At 30.7% G+C, this 24,498-nt stretch carries 19 protein-coding genes; 12 read left to right on the top strand and 7 right to left on the bottom strand.

Features of this window, described 5'->3' with window-relative positions; translation table 11 throughout:
* The 7 genes from JEY78_RS00615 to JEY78_RS00645 form a co-directional block, all read right to left on the bottom strand.
* Entirely contained in the window at window positions 1-2,379 is a 2,379-nt protein-coding gene (locus tag JEY78_RS00615; protein ID WP_291845967.1) for a hypothetical protein, read from the bottom strand.
* A 4-nt stretch (window positions 2,380-2,383) separates the two neighbouring features.
* Window positions 2,384-3,136, bottom strand: coding sequence for a TolC family protein (locus JEY78_RS00620; RefSeq protein WP_291845968.1), 753 nt, complete (start codon window positions 3,134-3,136; stop codon window positions 2,384-2,386).
* A 30-nt stretch (window positions 3,137-3,166) separates the two neighbouring features.
* Window positions 3,167-4,369 (bottom strand): sugar transferase, encoded by a 1,203-nt coding sequence (locus JEY78_RS00625; protein WP_291845969.1) that lies wholly within the window; start codon window positions 4,367-4,369, stop codon window positions 3,167-3,169.
* 44 nt (window positions 4,370-4,413) lie between these two features.
* Window positions 4,414-4,800, bottom strand: coding sequence for a response regulator (locus JEY78_RS00630; RefSeq protein WP_291845970.1), 387 nt, complete (start codon window positions 4,798-4,800; stop codon window positions 4,414-4,416).
* Window positions 4,801-4,804: 4 nt separating this feature from the next.
* Entirely contained in the window at window positions 4,805-5,188 is a 384-nt protein-coding gene (locus tag JEY78_RS00635) for an Hpt domain-containing protein (protein ID WP_291845971.1), read from the bottom strand.
* Between the two features lie 146 nt (window positions 5,189-5,334).
* Window positions 5,335-6,273, bottom strand: coding sequence for a UDP-glucuronic acid decarboxylase family protein (locus tag JEY78_RS00640; protein ID WP_291845972.1), 939 nt, complete (start codon window positions 6,271-6,273; stop codon window positions 5,335-5,337).
* Window positions 6,274-6,321: 48 nt separating this feature from the next.
* Window positions 6,322-7,674: a UDP-glucose/GDP-mannose dehydrogenase family protein gene (locus JEY78_RS00645; RefSeq protein WP_291845973.1), complete on the bottom strand. Its 1,353-nt coding sequence runs from the start codon at window positions 7,672-7,674 to the stop codon at window positions 6,322-6,324.
* Window positions 7,675-7,996: 322 nt separating this feature from the next.
* Between JEY78_RS00645 and JEY78_RS00650 the strand changes: the two genes are divergently transcribed.
* The 12 genes from JEY78_RS00650 (at window position 7,997) to JEY78_RS00705 (ending at window position 24,455) form a co-directional block, all read left to right on the top strand.
* On the top strand, window positions 7,997-9,343 hold the full coding sequence (locus JEY78_RS00650) for a sigma-54 dependent transcriptional regulator (protein WP_291845974.1): 1,347 nt from the start codon (window positions 7,997-7,999) through the stop codon (window positions 9,341-9,343).
* A gap of 119 nt (window positions 9,344-9,462) precedes the next feature.
* The gene (locus tag JEY78_RS00655; RefSeq protein WP_291845975.1) at window positions 9,463-10,602 is read left to right on the top strand and encodes an FIST N-terminal domain-containing protein; all 1,140 of its coding nucleotides are present in this window, start codon (window positions 9,463-9,465) and stop codon (window positions 10,600-10,602) included.
* A gap of 18 nt (window positions 10,603-10,620) precedes the next feature.
* Window positions 10,621-11,163, top strand: coding sequence for a heme NO-binding domain-containing protein (locus tag JEY78_RS00660; protein WP_291845976.1), 543 nt, complete (start codon window positions 10,621-10,623; stop codon window positions 11,161-11,163).
* Between the two features lie 3 nt (window positions 11,164-11,166).
* Complete coding sequence (locus tag JEY78_RS00665; protein ID WP_291845977.1) at window positions 11,167-14,673, top strand: PAS domain S-box protein; 3,507 nt, start codon at window positions 11,167-11,169, stop codon at window positions 14,671-14,673.
* 268 nt (window positions 14,674-14,941) lie between these two features.
* On the top strand, window positions 14,942-15,781 hold the full coding sequence (kduI, locus tag JEY78_RS00670; RefSeq protein WP_291845978.1) for a 5-dehydro-4-deoxy-D-glucuronate isomerase: 840 nt from the start codon (window positions 14,942-14,944) through the stop codon (window positions 15,779-15,781).
* 15 nt (window positions 15,782-15,796) lie between these two features.
* On the top strand, window positions 15,797-16,585 hold the full coding sequence (locus JEY78_RS00675) for a gluconate 5-dehydrogenase (RefSeq protein ID WP_291845979.1): 789 nt from the start codon (window positions 15,797-15,799) through the stop codon (window positions 16,583-16,585).
* A 20-nt stretch (window positions 16,586-16,605) separates the two neighbouring features.
* Window positions 16,606-18,006, top strand: a complete 1,401-nt coding sequence (gene uxaC / locus JEY78_RS00680) for a glucuronate isomerase (RefSeq protein ID WP_291845980.1) — start codon at window positions 16,606-16,608, stop codon at window positions 18,004-18,006.
* 16 nt (window positions 18,007-18,022) lie between these two features.
* Window positions 18,023-19,063, top strand: coding sequence for a sugar kinase (locus JEY78_RS00685; protein WP_291845981.1), 1,041 nt, complete (start codon window positions 18,023-18,025; stop codon window positions 19,061-19,063).
* A gap of 106 nt (window positions 19,064-19,169) precedes the next feature.
* A complete protein-coding gene (locus JEY78_RS00690) occupies window positions 19,170-19,838 on the top strand; it encodes a bifunctional 4-hydroxy-2-oxoglutarate aldolase/2-dehydro-3-deoxy-phosphogluconate aldolase (RefSeq protein ID WP_291845982.1) in 669 nt (222 codons plus the stop codon).
* Between the two features lie 45 nt (window positions 19,839-19,883).
* The gene (locus JEY78_RS00695; protein ID WP_291845984.1) at window positions 19,884-21,332 is read left to right on the top strand and encodes an MFS transporter; all 1,449 of its coding nucleotides are present in this window, start codon (window positions 19,884-19,886) and stop codon (window positions 21,330-21,332) included.
* 30 nt (window positions 21,333-21,362) lie between these two features.
* Window positions 21,363-22,817 carry a tagaturonate reductase gene (locus tag JEY78_RS00700; protein ID WP_291845985.1) on the top strand — a complete coding sequence of 485 codons (1,455 nt, stop codon included), beginning with the start codon at window positions 21,363-21,365 and terminating at the stop codon, window positions 22,815-22,817.
* A 21-nt stretch (window positions 22,818-22,838) separates the two neighbouring features.
* On the top strand, window positions 22,839-24,455 hold the full coding sequence (locus JEY78_RS00705) for a UxaA family hydrolase (RefSeq protein ID WP_291845986.1): 1,617 nt from the start codon (window positions 22,839-22,841) through the stop codon (window positions 24,453-24,455).
* Window positions 24,456-24,498 lie beyond the last annotated feature (43 nt).

A 24,498-nucleotide genomic window follows, 5' to 3' on the forward strand; every position in this document is an offset into this window, starting at 1 on the left:
TTATATCTGATTTTTACTGAAAAATTGAAACTTAAATATGGATTTAATTTTTTTTCTAAAAACACTTCTCTTTTTAGGTAAATCTCCTAATATAGCCTCAGCTTCATTAATGTTTACTCCATTTACAATAAAGTTAATTTTTGAAGGAGACGTTGTCAACAAATTGCTCACAGCAGTTTGATCTGCTTCCGTCCAAACTCTATTAGCTCTGCAAATAAGAATATCTAAGTCTGAATGAGACATTAAAGCAGCTGGATAATTATGAAAAATTAAAGCAGGTAATTCAATTATCACAAAATCTGGTGTAAAATCAAGTTTTATATTGTTTTGCTCAATAATGTCAGTATAATTTTTTGCTTGGTAAAAATTTTCGTTAATTGAAAGTGTGAAAAATTCTGAAGAAGTTAAATAACTAGATACCTCAGCTAGAAAAGGATTGTTATAGTCTATCCTTGGATCTGGATATCCTAAAATTTTATTTATGAAAGAAAATTTTGCTTGTTGTTTTAGCGGCTCTTGTTTTTCTGAAAAATTTAGAAATAACACTTTTTTACCTTCTTTCTTTAAATTTTTGGCGATGTTACCAGCTAATACAGTTTTTCCTTCTTTTTTTTGAGTACTAAAAACTATAATGGTTTTTCCTTTTTTTTCTATTGAATTTGTGCTGAAAAATTGAATTATATTTTGAGTAATTATTTCAAGTAATCGATTTTGAATAAAGGGTAATTGAATGCTGCCAGGATCTAATATCATTTTTGGCATCATCCCTAAAGAAGTTAAGCCTAAAATTTCACTAGCCTTTTTTGTGTTTTTTAGAGTGTCGTCAAAAAATTCCATCACCAATATTATTGCCAAAATTAAAATACCTCCTAAAAATGCTGCTGCAATTATAAGAATAGCTCTTTTAGTTGGATTTGGAGATAATGGGTAATATGGAGGGTCAATTGTTTTTAAGTTAGATGATAATTCGTTGTCTTGTAATTTTAACTTGGCCAGATTTAACCCGTGAAGAATCTCAAGATATCCTTGTTCTGAAACTGAAATTTCTCGTTCAATGCGTTTAATATTGGCTCCAGCAGGCGCAAAGGTGGCATATTGCTTTTCAAACCGTTTGTTTTGTTGATCCATAACTTCAATCTTTGCTTTAAGGTTTTCAGTCTCCACAACATTGTTCATCCAGTCTGGAAGTAATTTACTTAATGGTACGCCATCTACAGAGTTTTGATAACTGTAAATTTTATCAACACTAGTTTTAATTTCTTTTGTTAAGGCGTCTTTTTGATTTTTTAATTCGGCTAACTTTGAAATGACAAGTTCATTACTCTTAGAATCTACTCGGGCCTCATTAAATGCTATTTCATAATTAATCTCTCCAAGTATTTTCTTTTTTTCAAGAACATTATTGTTTTCGCTTTGTATGTTTTCTTGAATGTTTAATTTTTCTTCTAGTCTTTTGGTAGCGGCTTTTGTTCCTGCTAGTTGCGCTTTTTTATTATTATAATCAACCTCCATGTCCTCTTTTACTACAGCAACTGCTTTACTTTGTTCGTAGTAGTTTATAATATTGGAAGACTTATTAAATTCCAACAAATTATCTTCAGCCATTTTTAAACTTTTGTTGGCGAGAGCTAATTGTTCTTCAAAATATTTTACCACATCATCTGATCTGTTTTCTTTAATGTGTTTATAGTTTTTTATACAGACTTCATTGTAAATCTCTAATGTTTGCTGGCAAATTCCGGGATCGTTAACAGTGTAATTCATTTTTATTAAATCACTACTATTAATTCGAGTTGCTTTTACCTCTGATAATGCTTTAAGTGAATAATGCTTATCATTATCATAATTTAACAGTTCATAAATATAGTTATCATTACTGCTTCTCATTAAAGTCAATAAATTTTGAACTGATTTTTCATAGTTATAACGATTTATTTCTGGAGGTATTGGATTATTAACAACTTGCTCATTGGTTTTGAGAGTTGAATTTTTATCTCCTTTTTCAATATAGGAATAGATTTCTTCAGGCACCTTTAACTTTAATTCGTCATATAATTTCTTTGAAATATACTTTGGATTAGCTTCAGGTAACATAAGATGAAGTGTTAATAACCTAACAGCAACTTCTTCTTGTGTTTCTCTTGAATTAATGATATTTATTAAATTATCAAAAGCAATATTGGTGGCGAAATAATTGAATGTTTTGTCCATTTCAATGGAAGAACCCGTTGCAAGTCCTGTATATAAAACTGTTTGAGATGAATACTCAAAACTCGGATTCATAGTTAATAGTAAAACCATAATGGCAAGCAAAAATGGCACTAGTATTAATAGAGCTAAATGTCTTAATATAAGTCTTATAAATTCAATTATTTTCATGGGCTTAATTTAAATTTTCTGAATCAAATGAAAAACCTGCTAAATCTTCTAAAAGTTTTTTTGCTAATAGAAAGTCTGATTTTGTCACTTCATATTCAGATTCTATTCTAGAAGTAATATCAGAAATTCTTACATATTCTGAAACAGTGGTTACGCCATTTGTAAATTCTTTTTCAACCATTTCCATATTCACTTTTGCATTCCCTAAAGTTTGAGATTTTATACTTAACAATTTTTGTTTTAAAATGAGCTCTTGATATTGTTTTATTACTAATTGCCTTATTTGATCTTCTTGAGATTTTGCTAAAGCAATTGCCTCGTCAAGTTGTAATTCGGCTATTTTTGTTTGGTTTTTTCTGTTCAACATATCAAATATTGGAAACTTAACATAAAAACCTACAGTATATGTAAATTGTTTAGTTGTTGTTGTTGCAAATGCAGAATTACTAACTCCATCATCACTTGTAGAATTGTTATTTAAGGTCCCGTATCTAGATTCGCCTTGAAAGCCAAAATTTCTCGTCCAATAAATGCGTTCTGAATTTAATGTTGCGTCTTTAACCTCAATCCCTTTATTGTTAAAACGTATCATAGCATTGTTTTTTAAAACAGAATCTATAACTGCTTCAAGAGGCGGTAAGTTCATTTCATTTTTACGCTTTGACGTATTTTCTAATGAAGATGATTGGGCCAAAGAATAATTAACACAAAAAATATTTATGTATAATAGAACTATAAATTTTAATATTAGTTTCATTTTACGTGTGTTCAAATTATAAGTGCTTAATTATACGGAATCTTTTTGTAGCAATGCAGGGATAGTTCGCAAAATAAGTTTAATATCATACCAAAAGGAATAATTATCTCCTTTAAAATGTTCTGCATATTCATTATCTAAACGCATTCTCTCTTCTTCAGACATGTTTCCTCCTTTACCTCTTAATTCTACTTGCCATAAGCCAGTAATACCTGCGGGTGCTAAAAAGCGCTGAGAAACAGCATCTGCAGTAAGTAATTCCGCCTCATATACTGGTAAAGGGCGGTTACCTACAATTGACATATCGCCTTTTAGTACGTTAATAAGTTGAGGTAATTCATCAATACTTGTGTTTCTAATAAATTTACCTACTCTTGTAACGCGCGGATCATTCACAATTTTAACAAATGTGGAATTGTTTTTAGTTGCTTCAATTTTTTGAAAATTATACCAGTAATCACAAATTTGATGGGTGTCAATATACATTATTGGGGAGCAAGTTTCATTTTCAGGTAATTTACTGCATCTTGGGCAATCTAAGTTTATTAAACTTTCTGTAGGTTGTTGTGCTGTATTATATTGATTTTTTTCTTTTGCTAATTTTTTCAATAGTTCATCTGAACCAGTTCTCATAGAACGTAGTTTATAAAAATCGAAAGTTTTTCTACCTACTCTTTTTGAAATGTAATACACCTTTCCTTTTGATTCTAATTTAATAGCAAGTAATATTAATAGCAAGAATGGTGAGGCAACCAAAAGGACAGATGATGCCACAAAAATGTCAAAAATTCTTTTTGAAACGGGCATTTTGTACATTTCATCATTCAACTTAGGAATAGCAGAAACGTTTGTAGTTTTTTTGTTGGCACAAAGAAATTCAACTCGTTTTAGAATGTATTCAGGTGGCGTTACAGAGGTGGCATAAAAGTCATTCACTCTTTTTTTGAATGAAAGTTTATATAAATCTACATTAAATTCTGTTGTAATTAGAATAAAGGGTGTTTCTTTATATTCATCATGCTCTTTTATCCAATCATACAAAAATAAACCATTATTACCTGGTAAATTATAATGGCAAATTATAGCATCTGGAGTTTTATTGGATTTAAGGTAATTAGTTGCCTTAATACTATCTTCCAAAGTAATAAGAGATATGTTTTTATTCTCATTTATTATTTGAAAATACTCCGGAGATTTGCCAATGTATAGTACGTTAAGAATTGGATTGGTCATTTTAAATCAGGTAAAGTTAGTTTTAAGTGTCAAGTTTCAATAAGTTACCATTCTATAGAATAGTGAATTGGAAAAATATTTTTTTTAACCAATTCTTCAAGTTCCTCAGGATTAAAAGGTTTTGTAAGATAATCTTGGGCTCCAAGTCTATAGCATTTTATTCGTTCCTTACTTTCAGATCTTCCAGATAACATTATAACAGGCGTGTGCTTAGTAAAGCCTCTTTGACGAACATTTGTTAAAAACTCATATCCATCCATTTCAGGCATTTGAATATCACTTATTATTAAATCCGGTAGGTTTTCTTCAAGCCATTCTACAGCTTTAAGACCGTCATTAAATGAAACAACATCATAGTCTTCTGAAAGAAAATTTTCTAATAAAAGACATATGCTTTTTTCGTCATCAACAATTAGTATTTTTTTCTTCATAATTTTATGGGTTAGTTATATTAAAATCATTTTTCATTTTATCAACAACTTCTTTTGTAAGGTTACTAGCGCTTATTAATTTTAACCTTAATTCTGATGTTACAATTTCATTTGTAAACAATGCTTCAATCTGTAATATTTCTTTTTCTAACGTTTCTGTTCCAAAATACTTTAGTGTAGGCTTTATTTTATGAACCAATTTTTTTATTTCTAAAAAATCATTTTCAGAATAGGCGCTATTAATTTCTTCAATAGATTGTGAAATTTCATTTGTAAAAACCTCAACCATTTTTTTAACCTGTTCTTGGTTACCACGACACATTTTATCAATTAAATGGAGGTCATATAATTTTACGGGAACCTGTTTTGAGTTTTCGGGTAACTGCATAATTTTTTTAAATATATTATTATATTATATACTTTTTTAAGTGTAATATAACCTTAGCAAAATAATAAAATTTATTACTACAGCTATTGAATAGATTGAAGATTTACAACAATATTTTAAGCTAAGGTTATATTTTATTTTTCAAATTAAATGATTGACTTAAAAAAGTCAATTGTTTTTATTAAGCCTTCATTCAATTCAATTTTAGGAGACCAATTAAGTTCTTTTTTTGCTAAAGAAATATCTGGTTGCCTCATCATTGGATCATCAGAAGGTAAAGGTTGGTATATTATCTTTGATTTTGATCCAGTAAGTTCTATGACTTTTTGAGCCAATTCAAGAATAGTAAACTCATTTGGGTTTCCCATATTTACTGGGCCAATAAACTGATCTGGTGAAGCCATCATTTTTATCATTCCTTCTACAAGGTCATCAACATATTGAAAACTTCGTGTTTGCTTTCCTTCTCCATAAATAGTAATATCTTGGTTTTGTAAAGCTTGAACAATAAAGTTAGAAACTACACGTCCATCATTAGGATCCATTCTTGGTCCGTAGGTGTTGAATATTCGAATAATTTTAATTTTAACATTATTCTGTTTATGGTAATCAATAAACAATGTTTCAGCACAGCGTTTTCCTTCATCATAACAAGAGCGTTCACCAATTGGATTTACGTGACCCCAATATGTTTCTGGTTGAGGATGTACAAGTGGATCGCCATAAACTTCACTTGTTGAGGCTTGTAATATTTTTGCATTTATTCTTTTTGCAAGGCCTAACATGTTAATTGCACCCATAACTGAAGTTTTAACAGTTTTAATAGGGTTGTGTTGGTAATGTATTGGTGAAGCTGGGCATGCTAAGTTGTAAATTTCATCGGCTTCAATAAAATAAGGAGCAGTAACATCATGTCTAATCAACTCAAAATATGGATTGTCTAACAAGTGCACAATATTTTGTTTTTGTCCAGTAAAAAAATTATCAAGACAATAAACTTCGTTTCCTTCATTTAATAAGCGTTCGCATAAGTGAGAGCCAACAAAACCAGCACCTCCAGTGATAAGAATTTTTTTATGTGTCATAAGTTATTTAATAAAAGTTGAATTAATTGTTTTTAAGATTACCCATCATTAATTTATTGATGATGGAGTTGTGACATTCTTAGTTGTGTTAACCCCAATGCAGAAATATTCGAATCCTTGTTCTTTCATTTCATCTTTATCATAAATATTTCTTCCATCAAAAATTGCAGGTTTATTTAATAATTTATGTACTATTTTTAAGTTAGGAATTTTAAATTCTGGCCATTCCGTAAGTATAGCTAGGCAATCAGCATCAATTAATGCTTCATACTGATCGTCGTAATAAGAAACGCTATCAGCAAAATGGTGTTTAGCTTCTTTCATAGCAACTGGATCGTACACTTTTACTATAGCGCCGGCTTCTAATAGTTTTTCAACAATTATTAAAGATGGAGCTTCGCGCATGTCATCTGTTTGAGGTTTAAATGAAAGACCCCATAGTGCAATTGTTTTACCTGCTAAATCACCTTTAAAATATTTATTAATTTTATTGAAAATCACCATTTTTTGATCTTTGTTAACTTCTTCAACAGCCTTTAGTACGCGAAGATTATAATTAAATTCACCACCGGTTCTTATAAGTGCTTGTACATCTTTTGGAAAACAAGATCCGCCATAACCTATTCCTGGGTAAATAAATTTATGTCCAATTCTAGAGTCAGAGCCAATACCTCTTCTCACTAAATTAATATCTGCTCCAACTATTTCGCATAAATTGGCTATATCATTTATAAAACTAATTTTGGTAGCAAGCATTGCGTTTGCGGCATATTTTGTCATTTCAGCAGAAACAATGTCCATAAAAATTGTTGGATGACCATTTAATGTAAATGGTTTGTATAAACTTTTCATAAGATCTTCTGCTTTTGGGCTATCTAATCCAATTACAATTCTATCCGGCTTTAAAAAATCAGCAATAGCAGCTCCTTCTTTTAGAAACTCTGGGTTTGAAGCAACATCAAATTTAATATCTACTTTTCTTTTATTTAATTCATCTTGAATAGCGTATTTAACCTTTTCAGAAGTTCCAACTGGTACAGTACTTTTTGTAACTACTAATAAATAGTCGTTCATATTTTTACCGCAATCACGAGCAACTGATAGTACATATTTTAAATCAGCACTTCCATCTTCATCAGGAGGTGTTCCAACGGATATAAATAGAACTTCACACTCTTTTACTGCCTCAGCAATATTTGTTGTAAAACTCAAACGACCTTTTTTCATGTTTCGGCTTAACATATCCTCTAAACCAGGTTCGTATATTGGTATGATTCCATTATTTAGATTCTCAATTTTTTTACTATCGATGTCAACACAAACAACATTAATACCTACTTCAGAAAAGCAAGCGCCAGTTACAAGTCCAACATATCCACTTCCAACAATTGCGATTTTCATAATTTTTATTTTTTAAGATTATTTTTTATTCCAATAAATGTACAAATATTGTAGTGAAAAAACAACAATTTTAAAACACTGATAAACAGCACTTTAAATATTTTTATTTTTTCATCAGCTCTGTGAAATGTCGTATTTTACAGAATATGGAATTTTAAAATGTAAAAAAACTAGCTAAATGTTTATATTTTCATACCGTTTATTGTTAAAATGAACAATTATTGCATTTTTGTCTATATTTGGGAAATATTTTATATATTGCATTAAAATATTTACTTAGTAATGATTTTAAAATCAATTAAGTCTCTTTTAAAGTTTTTTTATGATTGAGTATAATATATTTATTGTTGAAGATGACCCATGGTTTGGAAAAGTATTACACCACCATCTTAGTTTAAATCCAGATTATAAAGTTACGCTGTTTACCATGGGAAAGGAGTGTCTTTCCACAATGTGGACTCAACCAGATTTGATAGTAATGGATTTTTCTTTGCCCGATATTTCAGGGGATAAACTTTTTCAGAAAATTAAAGAGATAAATCCGGAGGTTCCTGTTGTTATAATTAGTGAGAAGAAAGACATTTCTATTATTGGCAACTTATTTAAAATGGGGGTGAAAGATTACCTTATAAAAGATGAGTCAATAAAAGAGTTGTTATGTAATAGTATTTTAAGAATTTGTGAAGCTCAAAAATTAAAGAAAAAAGTTGAGGTTTTACAGGAAGAATTAGGTGAAAAATATTCATTTAAGAAGTCTATCATTGGTCAAAGTGATGAAATGCGTAAGGTTTTTAAAATGATTGAAAAGGCCATTAAAACCAATATTAATATTTCTATTACAGGAGAAACTGGAACAGGAAAGGGGTTAATAGCCAAGGCTATTCACTATAACAGTGTTAGAATTAAAAACAATTATGTAGCTGTAAATATGGCCGCAATACCAGAAGGATTAATTGAAAGTGACCTTTTTGGACATGAAAAGGGAACTTTTACAGGAGCAATTTCACAGAAAATTGGCAAGTTTGAAGAAGCGAATGGAGGAACTATTTTTTTAGATGAAATTTCAGGTTTAGATATAAATCTTCAATCTAAGTTGCTTCGTGTATTGCAAGAAAGAGAATTAGTAAGACTTGGAGGTAATGAAACAATAAAATTAGATGTTCGACTTATTGTTGCAACTCAAAAAAACCTTTTAGAAGAAGTAGGAAAAGGCGCTTTTAGAGAAGATTTGTTTTTTAGAATAATGGGTTTACCTATAAAATTGCCCTCTTTACGAGAAAGAGTTAGTGATATTTTAATTCTTTCAAAACATTTTTTAGAAGAATTTATAAAAGAAAATAATATGGAGAATATCCGTTTTACAAAAGAGGCTAAAGAAAAATTATTGCAATATAGCTTTCCGGGAAATGTTAGAGAGTTAAAAGCTATCATTGAACTTGCCGCAGTTATTTGTGAAAATAATGAAATTGGAATAGATGATATTATGTATACCCATATTAAAAGTAATGACGGTTTTATAACGGAGCATAAAACTTTGAGAGGACATACTTGTGATATTATTAAATATTATTTGAAAAAAAATAATGGCGATGTACTTGCAACAGCAAAATTTTTGGATATTGGGAAGAGTACAATTTATAAGATGAAAAAGGAAGGGGAGTTGTTTTAAAAATATTATTTTTCAAAAAAAGAAAAATAGTCTATATTTAGTACTAGTTAAAAAGAAGTGTTTTGTGCAAATATGGAGTTTCTTTAAATACAGGTAATTTCATAAAATAAATTATAAAAATGAATACATCGCTTTACCAATTTAAAGATAATACATGGTTTAAAAATCCTAAAAGCCAATCTATTGATGAGAATAAAGAAAATCTCATATTATGTTTTGGTTCAAAAGAAATACTTGAGGATGATACTATTTATATAAATATTAAATCTAAATTTCCAACATCGCAAATAGCCTTATGCAGCACTTCTGGTGAAATTTATCAAGAAAATGTGCTGAATAACTCATTAATAGTTGTTGCATTGCAGTTTGAAAAATCAACAATAGAAGCAACTAGAGTTAATATTAAAGACTACAATAATAGTTATAGTGCAGCTATTGGCTTATTCAAAAAATTACCAAAGGAAAATTTAGCTTATGTAATGGTGTTTTCAGACGGTAGTTTGGTTAATGGAAGTGAACTTGTAAAAGGATTATCTACTCAGATAGATAAAAATATATTGGTAACAGGAGGGCTTGCAGGTGATGGCTCTAACTTTCAGTCTACACTTTTAGGATTGAATGAGCAACCAAAAGAAGGTGAAATTATTGCTATTGGGTTCTATGGTAAAAACTTAACGGTTACACATGGATCACAAGGAGGTTGGGATATTTTTGGCTTAGAAAAAAGAATTACCAATTCTTCTGGAAATGTATTGTTTGAATTAGAAGGTCAAAATGCTTTAGATCTTTATAAAAAATATTTAGGACCTGAATCAAAAAATTTACCTGGATCTGCTCTTTTATATCCATTATCAGTCATAATTCCAGGAGCTACAAAACCAATTGTACGCACCATTCTTTCTATAAATGAAGAGGATAAAAGTATGACTTTTGCAGGAGATGTTCCTGTTGGTTCAGAGGTAAGATTTATGAAGGCTAATTTTAAAAGAATTACGCAAGCTGCCTCAGAAGCGGCAAATCAAACCACAGTAGGGCATAAGAATCATCCAGATTTTTCATTATTGATAAGTTGCGTCGGAAGAAAGCTTATTTTAGGTTCTCAGACAGATGAAGAAGTTAAAGCAGTCAGCGAAACATTTAATAATGAAACACTTTTAGCTGGGTTTTATTCTTATGGGGAAATTTCTCCGTTTAATGAAGGTGGGAATTGTCAACTACATAATCAAACAATGACTATTACTTCATTTTATGAAGATTAATTTATAAATTAAAAGCTTATGTATGGAATTGTTAATAAAGCTATCCAAGATTTAATTATTGATAATTTTGGAGAAGATAAATGGGAAGCAGTTAAAGAGAAAAGCGGAGTTGATATTGATTTTTTTCTAAGTAATGAGCCCTATGATGATGATATAACTTATAAACTTGCCGGAGCTGCTGCTGAAGTACTAGGTATTTCAGTTGGTGAGGTATTAAATGCTTTTGGTGAATGGTGGGTATTAAAAACAGGGAAAGAAAAATATGGAGGGTTAATGGAAGCCGGTGGAAATAATTTGAAAGAATTTTTAGTAAACCTGCCGTTATTTCATAATAGAATTATGTTAATGTATCCAAAATTAACACCTCCAGAATTTAAAGTGAGTAATTTAGAAGAAAATTCAATTCATATACATTATCATTCCAAACGTTTAGGGTTACAGGAATTTGTGAGAGGATTGCTTTCGGGTTTGTCTAAAATGTATAGTGTTGACTCCAAGATAGAATTATTGGAAAGCCGTGATGATGGAAAATCACACGAAATATTTAAAGTAAGTTGGTAAACTATGGCAAATCATTTTTCTTTTAGTGAAGCCCAATTTAATGGACTATTCCCTTTTTATATATTAATAAATAGAGATTTGAATGTTGTTTCTATTGGTAAATCTTTAGGTAAATTATGCGATTTACAAAAGGGTAAGAATTTTAATGAATTCTTTTCAATTCCAAGGCCATTAACAATCATAAATTCATTGGATGATTTGATTGTTTTACAAAATCAAATGGTACTGATAGAATTAAATTCACCTAAAAAATTGATGTTACGAGGTCAGTTTGAATTTATGGAGGGAACAAAAGAAATTCTTTTTTTAGGTTCTCCTTGGTTTGGTTCTATGGAACAATTGAGAGAAAATAACCTTCAGATTAATGACTTTGCAAAGAATGATCCGCTTATTGATTTACTTCATGTACTAAAAACAGTTGAAATTACAAATGATGACTTAAAAGAATTAATTGCCACTGTTAATAAGCAAAAAAACGATTTAAAAAAAGCAAATAAAGAGGTTTATGATATTGCTTTATTTCCTAAACAAAATCCAGATCCAAATATTAGGATAAATTATGAAGGAGATTTAATGCAAAATAATCCCGCAGCTTCTAATCTTGACTTTATTGAATATGAGGGAAGCACCTACAGGAATGATATGTTTTTTAAATTGATTTCATCTAAAATTGATAAAACCTTAAAAAGATGGAATTTTGAAGCTAGATCAAATGAAATTGATTACTCTTTTGATTGTGTTGCAATGCCAGAAGAAGGCTATATAAATATATATGGTAGAGATATAACTGAACAAAAAATAAATCAACAGGAATTAGAAAAATTATCACTTATTGTTCAAGAAACAACAAGCTCAGTAGTTATTACTGATTCTTTTGGGAAAATAGAATGGGTTAATAAAGCTTTTGAAAAAATAACAGGGTACAATTTATTAGATGCAAAAGGTAATTCTCCTGGAAAATTATTACAAGGAGAAAAAACAGATAAAAAAAGGGCTGATTATATGAGGCAAAAGGTTAAGAATCTTGAACCTTTTACGTGTGAAGTATATAATTATAAAAAATCGGGGGAAGGTTATTGGGGAAGAATTAATGCGCAACCAATTTTTGATAAAAAGGGAGAAGTAATAAATTTTTTCGCTTTAAAGGAGGATATTACTGGAGAAAAACTTGCAAAAGAAAAATTAAGAAAAGCAGCAAGTCGCATGTCCTCATTAATTACCAATCTTCAAGATGCAATTTTGTTGGAAAATGAGAATCAAACAATAGAATTAGTTAATGAACGTTTTTGTAATTTGTTTAAAATCCCTGTTAGCCCTAACCAATTAATAGGTGCAGATTGTTCTAAAGCCGCTGAGCAATCCAAACATCTTTTTGCAAACCCAGAGTTATTTGTTTCAGGTATTAATGAAATCTTAAAAAATAAAAAACTTGTTATTGGCAATCAATTAGAACTTGCTAATGGAAGAATATTGGAACGAAATTTTATTCCAATTTGGAATGGAGGTAAATATGACGGTCATTTATGGGTGTATTCTGATATAACTGAAAAAATAACAGCAAACAAAAAATTAGAAGAACTTCGTGTTTTTTATGAAAAAATTCTTGATAATATTCCGTCAGATATTGCTGTATTTGATAAGGACCATCATTATTTATATGTAAATCCAAAAGGTATTAGGGATGTAGAATTGAGAAAATGGATTATTGGCAAAACAGATGAAGATTATATTAAAAAAAGAAATAAACATGTTTCAATTATTGAAGAAAGGAAAAATGCATTTAGAGAAGTTTTAGAAAGTAAACAGCTGAAAAGCTGGGAAGAAGAAATGAATGGAGTAGATGGCACGAGCACTTATATAATGCGAAATATGTACCCGGTAGTTAATAGTGATAATGAAGTAGATTTAGTAATTGGTTATGGTGTTGATATTACTTCTATTAAATTATATCAACAGCAATTAGAGGAAAGTAAAATAAAGTATAAGGAAATAGTAGATAACAGTTTGGCAATGATATCAACCCATGATATACATGGTTTTTTCCTAACAATGAATCCAATTGTAGAAAAATTATTAGGTTACCATCCAGATGATGTGATTGGACATCATTTAACGGAATTCATGCATATTGATGATAGAGAAAAATTTGAGGATCTTTATTTAAATCTTATTTTATCAAATAAAGAATTTACAGGTACATTTAGGGTTATAAATAAAGAAGGAAAAATTGTTTATTGTTTATTAAACAATTACCTTAAAGAAATGCCTAATAAAGAGCCTTACGTTATTGCTTTTGCTATAGATATTACAAAACGTATTGAAGCTGAAAGAGAGCTAAAGAAAGCCAAAGAAATTACAGAAAGATTAGCACTTTCTAAACAAAACTTTTTAGCAAATATGAGTCATGAAATTAGAACTCCTATGAATGCTATTATGGGAATGAGTCGCCAATTATTAAAATCAAATATAAATACTGAACAAAAAAATTATCTTGATATTATAACAAATTCTTCTGAAAACCTTTTGGTAATAATTAATGATGTTCTAGATCTTGCAAAACTAGAAGCAGGAAAATTATCCATTGAAAACATCCCATTTTCTCCTAAACTTGTGATGGAAAATGTATTGAAATCTATGATGCATAAAGCAGAAGAAAAAGGGCTTACACTTTCAAATACTTTTTGCGATTCAGATTTAGCTCCAATACTTATGGGTGACCCATTTCGTTTGAATCAAATACTGTTAAATCTTATTTCAAATGCTTTAAAATTTACAACAATTGGAGGAGTGGATGTTTCTTGTAGAGTTTTGAAAGATGAGGAAATTTTTCAAGAGATTGAAATTATAATAACTGATACAGGAATAGGAATGGATGGAGCTTATTTAAAGAATTTATTTCAAAAATTTAGTCAAGAATATGCATCTACAGCAAGAAAATTTGGTGGAACTGGATTAGGAATGAGTATTACCAAAACCTTAATAGACAATATGGGAGGAGAGATTTGGGTAAAAAGTACAAAGGGTAAAGGAACTGCCATTGGTTTTAAATTAACTATGAATAAAGGGGTACTTGAAGAAGAACTAAAAATTAGTAATAAAGATGAAATCTTAAAAATTATTAAAGGAAAGAAAATACTTGTTGTTGATGATAATGTTATGAACAGAATGGTGGCTACACTTATTTTAAAAGAATATGAGGCTGTTATTTCCGAAGTAGAAAATGGTAAAGAAGCCATAAATCATTTAATAAATAATGATTGCGATTTGGTGTTGTTAGATTTGCAAATGCCTATATTAAATGGTTATAGTACCTCAAAAATAATTAGAAAAAAATTAAAAATGAATCTTCCCATTGTTGCATTAACTGCAAATGTAATTAAAGGGGAACGAGAAAAGTGCCTTAAATTAGGAATGGATGATTATTTGTCGAAACCATTTGAGGAAGATGAATTTGTTGACAAGGTTGCCTTTTGGATTGAGAAGTCTAAAAATATTAATTCTGCTAGTTAAAATGCTATGTCAATTCCATTATTTGATTTTATGGAACTTTATAAAATTACAAAACAAAATTAGTAATTTTTCAATATAATTATTTAATTGGTTTTTGTTGAAATAACTAAATGTGTTGCTGAAAGAATAAAATCTATTATTGAAAATTTGGACACTGATATCTTTTTTGATGTAATTTCAGGTTTTTAAATGGCATAAAACTAAAAAAAATAGGATTTAAAATAATTTATAGTATATTTGTGTAATCGATTACATAAAATATAATATGATGTCAACAAATTACGAATCACGATACGCCTCAAGTCCGAACGCAGTTAAACAATATGATACAGCGCAATTAAGGGAAGAATTTTTAATAGATAATTTAATGCAGGAGGGTAAAATTAACCTTACCTACTCACATTACGACCGTTATATTGCAGGATCAGCGGTTCCATTAAAGCCGTTGACTTTAGAAACAATCGATCCATTAAAGGCTGAATATTTTTTAGAAAGAAGAGAAATTGGGATTATCAACGTAGGAGGAAACGGAACTGTAGAAGTTGACGGAACGGTTTATGATTTAGGTTTAAAAGATGCGTTATATATTGGTAGTGGAAATAAAGAAGTGATCTTTAAAAGTAATGATGTTAAAGATCCAGCGAAGTATTATTTAAATGCTGCTCCCGCACATAAAAGTTATCCAACAAAAAAAGTAAGTAAAGCTGAGGCTAATAAATTAGAATTAGGCTCGCTAGAAACAGCTAATCATAGAACAGTAAACCAATTAATTATTGGAGGTATTGTAACCACGTGCCAATTACAAATGGGAATGACAGAATTAAGAACCGGAAGTGTTTGGAATACCATGCCGGCCCACGTCCACGATCGCAGAATGGAAGTTTATTTTTACTTAGATATTCCAGAAAATCAAGCGGTTTGTCATTTTATGGGACAACCACAAGAAACACGTCATATTTGGATGAATAATCATCAAGCAGTCATTTCACCACCTTGGTCAATTCACTGTGGTTCGGGAACATCAAACTACACCTTTATTTGGGGAATGGCTGGTGAAAACTTGGATTATGGAGATATGGATGTAGCGAAAATAACAGACTTAAGATAAAAAGCAATATATATAATGAAAAACTTATTTGATTTAACGGGTAAAAGAGCCCTAATTACTGGTGGAGTTCACGGTTTAGGAATGGCCATGGCCAAAGCTTTAGGTCATGCAGGAGCCGAACTAATTGTCAATAATTATTCGCCAGATATGTTGGATGTAGCAAAAAAGGAATATGAAAGAGAAGGGTTAAAGGTACATACCTATGTTTTTGATGTTACCAATGATAAAGAAGTAGAAAAATATATAGATATTATAGAAAATGAAGTAGGTCCAATTGATATTCTAATTAACAATGCAGGTATCATCAAAAGAGTTCCAATGGAAGATATGGAAACGGAAGATTACCGCGCAGTACTTGATGTGAATTTAACAGGGCCATTTATTGTTTCTAAATATGTTGGTAGAAAAATGATTGCTAGAAGAGCAGGAAAAATCATCAACATCAACTCTATGATGAGTGAATTAGGTAGAAACACAGTTTCTGCTTATGCAGCCTCCAAAGGAGGATTAAAAATGTTAACGAAGAATATGGCAACCGAATGGGCAAAATACAATATTCAAACCAATGGTATTGGCCCAGGATATTTTGCTACTTCGCAAACAGCACCAATAAGAGTTGATGGCCATCCTTTTAATGAGTTTATAATTAGCCGAACACCAGCAGGAAGATGGGGAGATCCAGAAGATTTGGCAGGAACAGCAGTATTTTTAGCATCCAAAGCAAGTGATTTTGTAAACGGACAAATAATATATGTTGATGGTGGAATACTAGCCACTATTGGGAAACCTTCAAACGAAGATTAATTTAAAGAAATTAGAATAAAATGAGCGCTAAATTTATACATGATAATTTTTTACTGGAGAATAAATTTGCAGAAGAATTGTATCATAATTATGCTAAAAATCAGCCAATAATTGATTATCACAATCATTTGCCTCCTCAGCAAATTGCTGATAACAAAATTTTTAATAATATAACAAATGTTTGGATTAATGGTGACCATTATAAGTGGCGCGCCATGAGAACATTGGGAGTTAATGAAAATTTTATTACCGGAGGCGCTTCAGATAAAGATAAATTTATGAGTTGGGCCAAAACCGTTCCTTATACAATGAGAAATCCTTTGTATCATTGGACGCATTTGGAATTGGCTCGCTATTTTGATATTTATGATTTATTGAATGAAAATTCAGCTGAAAAAATTTATGAAGAAACTAAAGAAAAATTAAATACAGAAGCATATAGTTGTCAAAATTTACTACATAAAGTAAATGTGGAATTGGTTTGTACAACTGAAGATCCAATTGATAATTTAGAGCATCATAAAAAAATTGCAAAAAGCGATTTAACTGTAAAAGTAAGTACCGCTTTTAGACCAGATAAGGCAATATTAATAAATGAGCCTGGATATAATTCTTATATAGATTCACTTGGTCATGCGGCTGATACTTCAATAAATTCTTACCAAGATTTATGTGATGCTTTAAAAAGTAGAATAGCATATTTCAATAAAAACGGCTGTAAACTTTGTGATCACGGTTTAAATGAAATTTACTTTGAAAACTTTACGGAAAGTGAAATTAAATCAATTTTTGAAAAGAAGAGAAATAATCAACAAGTTAGTAATGAAGAAGCGCTTAAATTTCAAAGTGCACTTTTATTATTTTTAGCTGAAACGTATCACGAATTTGGTTGGGTTCAACAATTTCATTTAGGAGCTTTAAGAAATAATAATGCAAGAATGCTTCGAGTTTTAGGTCCAGATACAGGATGGGATTCTATAGGTGATTATTCTCAAGCTGCAAAATTATCTGCATTTTTAAATGCATTGGATAGTAAAAATAAATTAACAAAAACAATTCTGTATAACTTAAACCCTGCGGACAATGAAGTGATGGCAACCATGATTGGCAACTTTAACGACGGAAGTGTAAAAGGAAAAGTTCAATATGGATCAGGTTGGTGGTTTTTAGATCAAAAAGATGGAATGACAAAACAATTAAATGCACTCTCAAATATGGGGTTAATTAGTTGTTTTATTGGAATGTTGACGGATTCAAGAAGCTTTTTGTCTTTTCCAAGACATGAGTATTTTAGAAGAATATTATGCAATCTTTTAGGTGATGAAATTAAAAGAGGCGAATTGCCAAATGATATAGAATGGATTGGGAAAATGGTTTCAAACATTAGTTATAATAATGCAAAAGAATATTTCAAGTTTTAATAGAGGTTAATTAATAATGAGTAGAGTAATAACATTCGGAGAAATCATGTTGCGATTAGCTCCACAAGGATTTTTAAGATTTTCACAAGCGGACAATTTTGATGTTGTATACGGGGGAGGAGAATCAAATGTAGCTGTATCTTTAGCTAATTATGGTATCAAAACAGACTTTGTAACGCGTTTACCAAAAAATGATATTGGAGAATGTGCAATGATGGAAATGCGTAAAAGAGGTGTTGGAGTAGACAAAATTGTATGGGGAGGAGACCGTTTAGGAATTTACTTTTTAGAAACAGGAGCAGTTTCTCGAGGATCTAAAGTAGTTTATGACCGTGCACATTCAGCAATGTCTGACATCCAACCAGGAATGGTAAATTGGGAGGAAGTATTTGCTGGTGCAGAGTGGTTTCATTGGACAGGTATTACACCTGCAATTTCACAAAGTTCAGCAGATACTTGTTTAGAAGCCGTAAAAGCAGCAAGTAAACTAGGATTAACAATTTCAACAGATTTAAATTACCGTGCTAAATTGTGGAAATACGGTGGAGATCGAGAAGCAATTATGACAGAATTAACATCGTACTGTGATGTTATTTTAGGAAATGAAGAAGATGCAGAAATGCACTTTGGCATTAAGCCAGAGGGTGCCGCTGTACAAACTCACGGACATGATGTAAAAGCGGAAGCATTTTTATCGGTTTGTCAGCAAATGATGGAAAAATTTCCAAGAGCTAAAAAAGTAATTACCACATTAAGAGGTTCTATTTCGGCATCTCATAATACGTGGGCTGGAGTTTTATACGATGGAAAACAAATGCTACAAACACGTCAATATCAAATTACAGATATTGTAGATAGAGTTGGAGGAGGAGACAGTTTTATGGGAGGTTTAATCTATGGATTGTTAACCTACCCAGAAGATGATCAAAACGCCTTGGATTTTGCAGTAGCAGCATCTTGTTTAAAGCATACCATAAAAGGAGATGCAAACTTGGTAACCGTTGATGAAGTAAATAAACTAATGGGTGGAGACGCTTCAGGAAGAGTAGCACGATAATAAAGAAGTATTATAATTAAGTTTGGTTAAATAGGAAAGTTGAGTCGTAGAAAACGCGACTCAACAATCCATTTTTAAGAAAAGCTTCATTAAAAAGATAAATAAAATGGCACAATTTTCAAGAATAGAAGTTGCACAAGTAATGAAAGAAACTGGAATGGTTCCTTTATTTTTCAGTAATGATTTAGAAGTTAGCAAACAAGTCTTAAAAGCTTGTTATGATGGTGGTGCACGATTAATGGAATTCACAGCTCGTGGAGATTTCGCTCACGAAGTTTTTGGAGAATTAACTAAATATGCGATCAAAGAATTACCAGGAATGATAATGGGAGTTGGATCCGTAACCGACGCAGCAGCGGCATCATTGTATATGGCGTTGGGAGCAAATTTTATTGTAACTCCAGTTTTAAGAGAAGATATTGCAGTTGTTTGTAATAGACGAAAAGTACTATGGTCACCAGGTTGTGGAACGTTAACAGAAATTACAAGAGCAGAAGAATTAGGATGTGAAATTGTAAAATTATTCCCAGGAGATATTTACGGACCTCAATTTGTTAAAGGAATAAAAGGTCCTCAACCTTGGACGAGTGTAATGCCAACCGGAGGTGTTGCTCCAAATAAAGAAAATTTATCAGCTTGGTTTAGTGCTGGAGTTACGTGCGTTGGAATGGGATCGCAATTAATCTCAAAAGAAATTTTGGCAACCAAAAATTACGCTAAACTTGAGCAGGATGTAAAAAACGCGATGGCACTAATTAAAGAAGTAAGAAAATAATACATCAATTCTATTAAAAAATTGACGCAAATAAAAATTTAAATTATGAGTGATTTATCTCCGAAAAAAGCAACAAAGTATAGATGGACAATAACTGGATTGTTATTCATGGCAACAACTATAAATTATTTAGATAGGCAAGTTCTTTCTTTAACTTGGAAAGATTTTATAGCCCCTGAATTTCATTGGACTAACAATGATTATGGGAACATAACAGCATTATTCTCAATATTTTACGCTGTATCCTTATTGTTTGCAGGTCGTTTTGTAGATATTATGGATACAAAAAAAGGATTTCTTTGGGCCATTGGAGTTTGGTCGGTTGGGGCTTGTTTGCATGCTTTTGCTGGGATTGGAACTGCAGGTTATTTAACAGGAGAATGGTTTGTAGGTTTTGAAGGAGCAAAAGAAATTATTAGTACAGTTGGAGATACAGGCTTAGTAATGTATGTAAGTGTTACTCTATTTATTTTTGCTCGTTTTGTTTTAGCTTTAGGAGAGGCTGGAAATTTTCCAGCTGCAATAAAAACTACTGCAGAATATTTTCCTAAAAAAGACCGAGCGTTTTCTACAAGTATATTTAATGCCGGAGCAACTGTTGGAGCATTAGCAGCACCAATTAGTATTCCTTTTATTGCAAAGGCATACGGTTGGGAAATGTCTTTTATCATTATTGGGGCATTAGGTTTTATATGGATGGGTTTTTGGGTATTTATGTATGAAAAACCAGAAAAACACTCAAAAGTAAATGCTGCAGAATTGGAATACATTCAGCAAGATGCCATTGCAGATAGTAAAATTGAAGGATATATTCCTGAGAGTTCGAAAAAAACTTCTTTAATGGATTGTTTTAAGTATAAACAAACTTGGGCTTTTGCTTTTGGGAAGTTTATGACCGATGGTGTTTGGTGGTTTTTCTTATTTTGGACACCAGCTTATTTAAGTTCAGTTTACGGGATGGATTCTACCGAAGCTGCGTTCCCATTATTTATTTTATATATGATAACATTGCTGTCAATAATTGGTGGATGGCTGCCTACTTATTTTGTTGATAAAAAAGGAATGAATCCTTATGAAGGAAGGATGAGAGCCATGTTAATTTTTGCTTTTTTCCCGCTATTAGCATTAATAGCACAACCTTTAGGCCATTATACCTATTGGATTCCAGTAATAATTATTGGAATTGCAGGTGCAGCACATCAGGCTTGGTCTGCAAATATTTTTACAACAGTGGGAGATATGTTTCCTAAAAAAGCAATTGCTACAGTTACAGGTATTGGAGGTTTGGCAGGTGGATTAGGATCAACTGTTATTAATAAAGGTTCTGGAGTTTTATTCGATTTTAGTGAAAATACAAATATGGCATTTATGGGATTCAAAGGAATTGAAGCAGGATATTTTATTATTTTTTCAATTTGTGCCGTTTGTTACTTAATAGGATGGGTGGTTATGAAAACTTTAGTTCCTAAATATAGACCAATAACAGATTTGTAAAAAATAATTTAATTATTCATAAGTTTTAATATGCTGACAGTCAAAAAATTAAATAGAAAAAATACAGGATTAGAAAATAAACTTCCAATTAAAATTGTACAATTTGGAGAAGGGAATTTTTTACGTGCTTTTATAGATTTTGCTTTTCAAAAATTAAATAAAGAAGTTAATTTTAACGCAGGTGTTGCTGTTGTTCAACCAATTGATAAAGGGTTAATAAATATGCTGAATGATCAGGATGGTTTATATACTTTATTTATGAAAGGTGTTAAAAAGGGGAAGGAAATTCAAGAAATTGAATTGATTTCTAATATTGTAAAAGGTGTTGATCCCTATACAAATTTTAACGATTACTTGAGCTTAGCAAAAGAAGATGAATTGGAATTTATAATTTCAAATACAACAGAAGCTGGTATTGCTTATGTTGCTTCAGATACACCAGAAATGCAACCTCCAAGCTCATTTCCTGCTAAGTTAACATTGTTATTATTTGAAAGATTCAAGCATTTTAATGGAAATCCAGATAAAGGGTTAACAATTATTCCTTGCGAATTAATCAATCATAATTCTGAAACATTAAAAGAAATTATTCTTCAATATATTGAAGATTGGAATTTAGGCGATGAATTTAAATCTTGGTTGCTAAATAATAGTACATTTCATAGCACATTGGTAGATAGAATTGTTCCAGGATACCCAAAAGATGAAATTGAAGAATATAATAGTCAGTTAGATTATTCAGATAATTTAATAGTTGCTGCTGAGGTTTTTCTTTTATGGGTAATTGAAGGTGGAGATGATTTGAAAGCCAAACTTCCATTTCATAAAACAGATTTAGACGTTAAAATTGTAGCAGATATGCAACCATATAGAACTCGAAAAGTTCGAATTTTAAATGGCGCACATACAGCAATGGTCCCTTTTTCACTTTTATATGGAAATAGTACTGTAAAAGAAACTATTGATAATGAGTTTACAGGTGATTTTATTAATAAAGCCGTCTTTAATGAAATTATTGATACTTTAAAAATGGATCGTAATGAATTAAATAGTTTTGCAGATGAAGTTTTTGACAGATTTAGAAATCCGTTTATAAAACATCAATTAGCTGATATTGCTTTAAACTCAATTTCAAAATTTAAGGTTAGAGTTTTACCAAGTTTGGTTGAATACATTGAATTACACGAGAAAGTTCCTACCAATTTAACGTTTTCATTTGCTTGTTTAATTCGTTTTTATAAGGGAGTTTGGCAAGGAAAAACACTTCCAATTAAAGATAGTTCAGAAATTACTGAAGCGTTTGCCAAAATTTGGAAGTTGAATGATTATTCTCAAATTGCAGATAAAACTTTAAAAAATACTGAATTTTGGGATCAAGATTTAACAAAATTGAATTCATTGTCTCAAGCAATTGCTTGTGCTCTTGAAGAGATTGAAAATAACGGTATTGAAAAAGGATTTGCTAATTTTAGTAAATTATATTAAAACACTAAAAAGTTATTTATAATGCAAAAGAAATTAATAAAAGTGCATCCTTCGGATAATGTTGCTGTAGCATTGGTAAATTTAGAAGTTGGAGATGTAGTTGATTTTGAAGGAGAAACTATTAATATTATTTCATTTACAAAAGCGAAGCATAAAGTTGCTTTAACCAGTTTTCAAAAAGGTGATAGAATTACTATGTATGGGGTTTTAGTTGGAAAAGCAAATTATACTATTGAAAAAGGCGATGTGCTTACAACAGATAATGTGAAGCATGAAAGTGAAAAAGTTTATAAAAAAACTGGAAATATTGGTTGGACAGCTCCAAATATTGACAAATGGAAAGATAGAACTTTTTTAGGTTACGAAAGAGAAGATGGACAAGTTGGAACGGCGAATGTTTGGTTGTTTTTTCCACTTGTTTTTTGTGAAAATAGAAATATTGAAATTTTAAAAGAAGTTTTTGAAAAAGAACTTTTAAAACAAAAAGTTAGTAGCCATCAATTGTTGCTTCGTTCATTGGTAAATAGTGATAATGGAACTTCAAATGAAGATGAAAAGTCTACTTCAGAGAAAGTATTTGATAATATTGAAGTTCGATTTATTACACATCCTGGTGGTTGTGGAGGAATTAGACAAGATTCTGAAAGTTTAGCAAAATTATTAGCGGGATATGTTAATAATCCTAATGTTGCGGGAGCTACTGTATTAAGTTTGGGTTGTCAGAATTTACAAATTAACATTTTTAAAGATGCATTAAAAGCAATCAATCCTACTAGTAAAAAACCTGTTTTAATTTTTGAGCAACAACAAATGGGTACTGTTGATGAAATGCTGAGTGCTATTGTGAAGGAATCTTTTGAGGCTATTAAAAATGCAAATAATATTATTAGAAAACCAGCACCTTTATCTAAATTAAATGTTGGATTAGAGTGTGGAGGTTCTGATGGTTTTTCTGGGATTTCTGCAAATCCAACGTTAGGATATACATCAGATTTGTTAGTTGCTCTTAAAGGAACAGCTATTTTATCGGAATTTCCTGAGTTATGCGGAGTAGAACAAGAATTGGTAAACCGTTGTGTGGATGAAGAGGATGCAATTAAGTTTTTAAGTCTTATGCAGGCATTTGAGAAATCGGTTGTGGACGCGGGTTCAGGGTTTGATATGAATCCTTCGCCAGGAAATATTAAAGATGGATTAATTACTGATGCAATGAAATCTGCAGGAGCAGCTAAAAAAGGTGGAACTTCACCAGTTGTTAATGTGTTGGATTATGGAGAATACATAAAAAAACCAGGTCTTAATTTATTATGTACGCCTGGAAATGATGTAGAAAGTACAACTGCAATGGTTGGCTCAGGTGCAAATATTGTGTTATTTACAACAGGTTTAGGAACTCCTACTGGAAATCCTATAACACCTGTAATTAAAGTTTCATCAAATTCTGAATTGGCAGCAAAAATGTCTGATATAATTGATGTAGATACTGGAGCTGTTATTAGAGGTGAAAAGTCTATTGAAGAAATGGCTGAAGTGCTATTAGAATATATAATTGATGTTGCAAGTGGTACTATAAAATCTAAAGCAATGCTATTAGATCAAAATGATTTTATTCCTTGGAAAAGAGGTGTATCATTATAAAGTAAAAATTTATGTTTATTTTCGTAAAAAAGCCATAAAAACT

Origin of the sequence: Lutibacter sp., from assembly GCF_016342705.1 — a bacterium.
GTDB lineage: Bacteria > Bacteroidota > Bacteroidia > Flavobacteriales > Flavobacteriaceae > Lutibacter.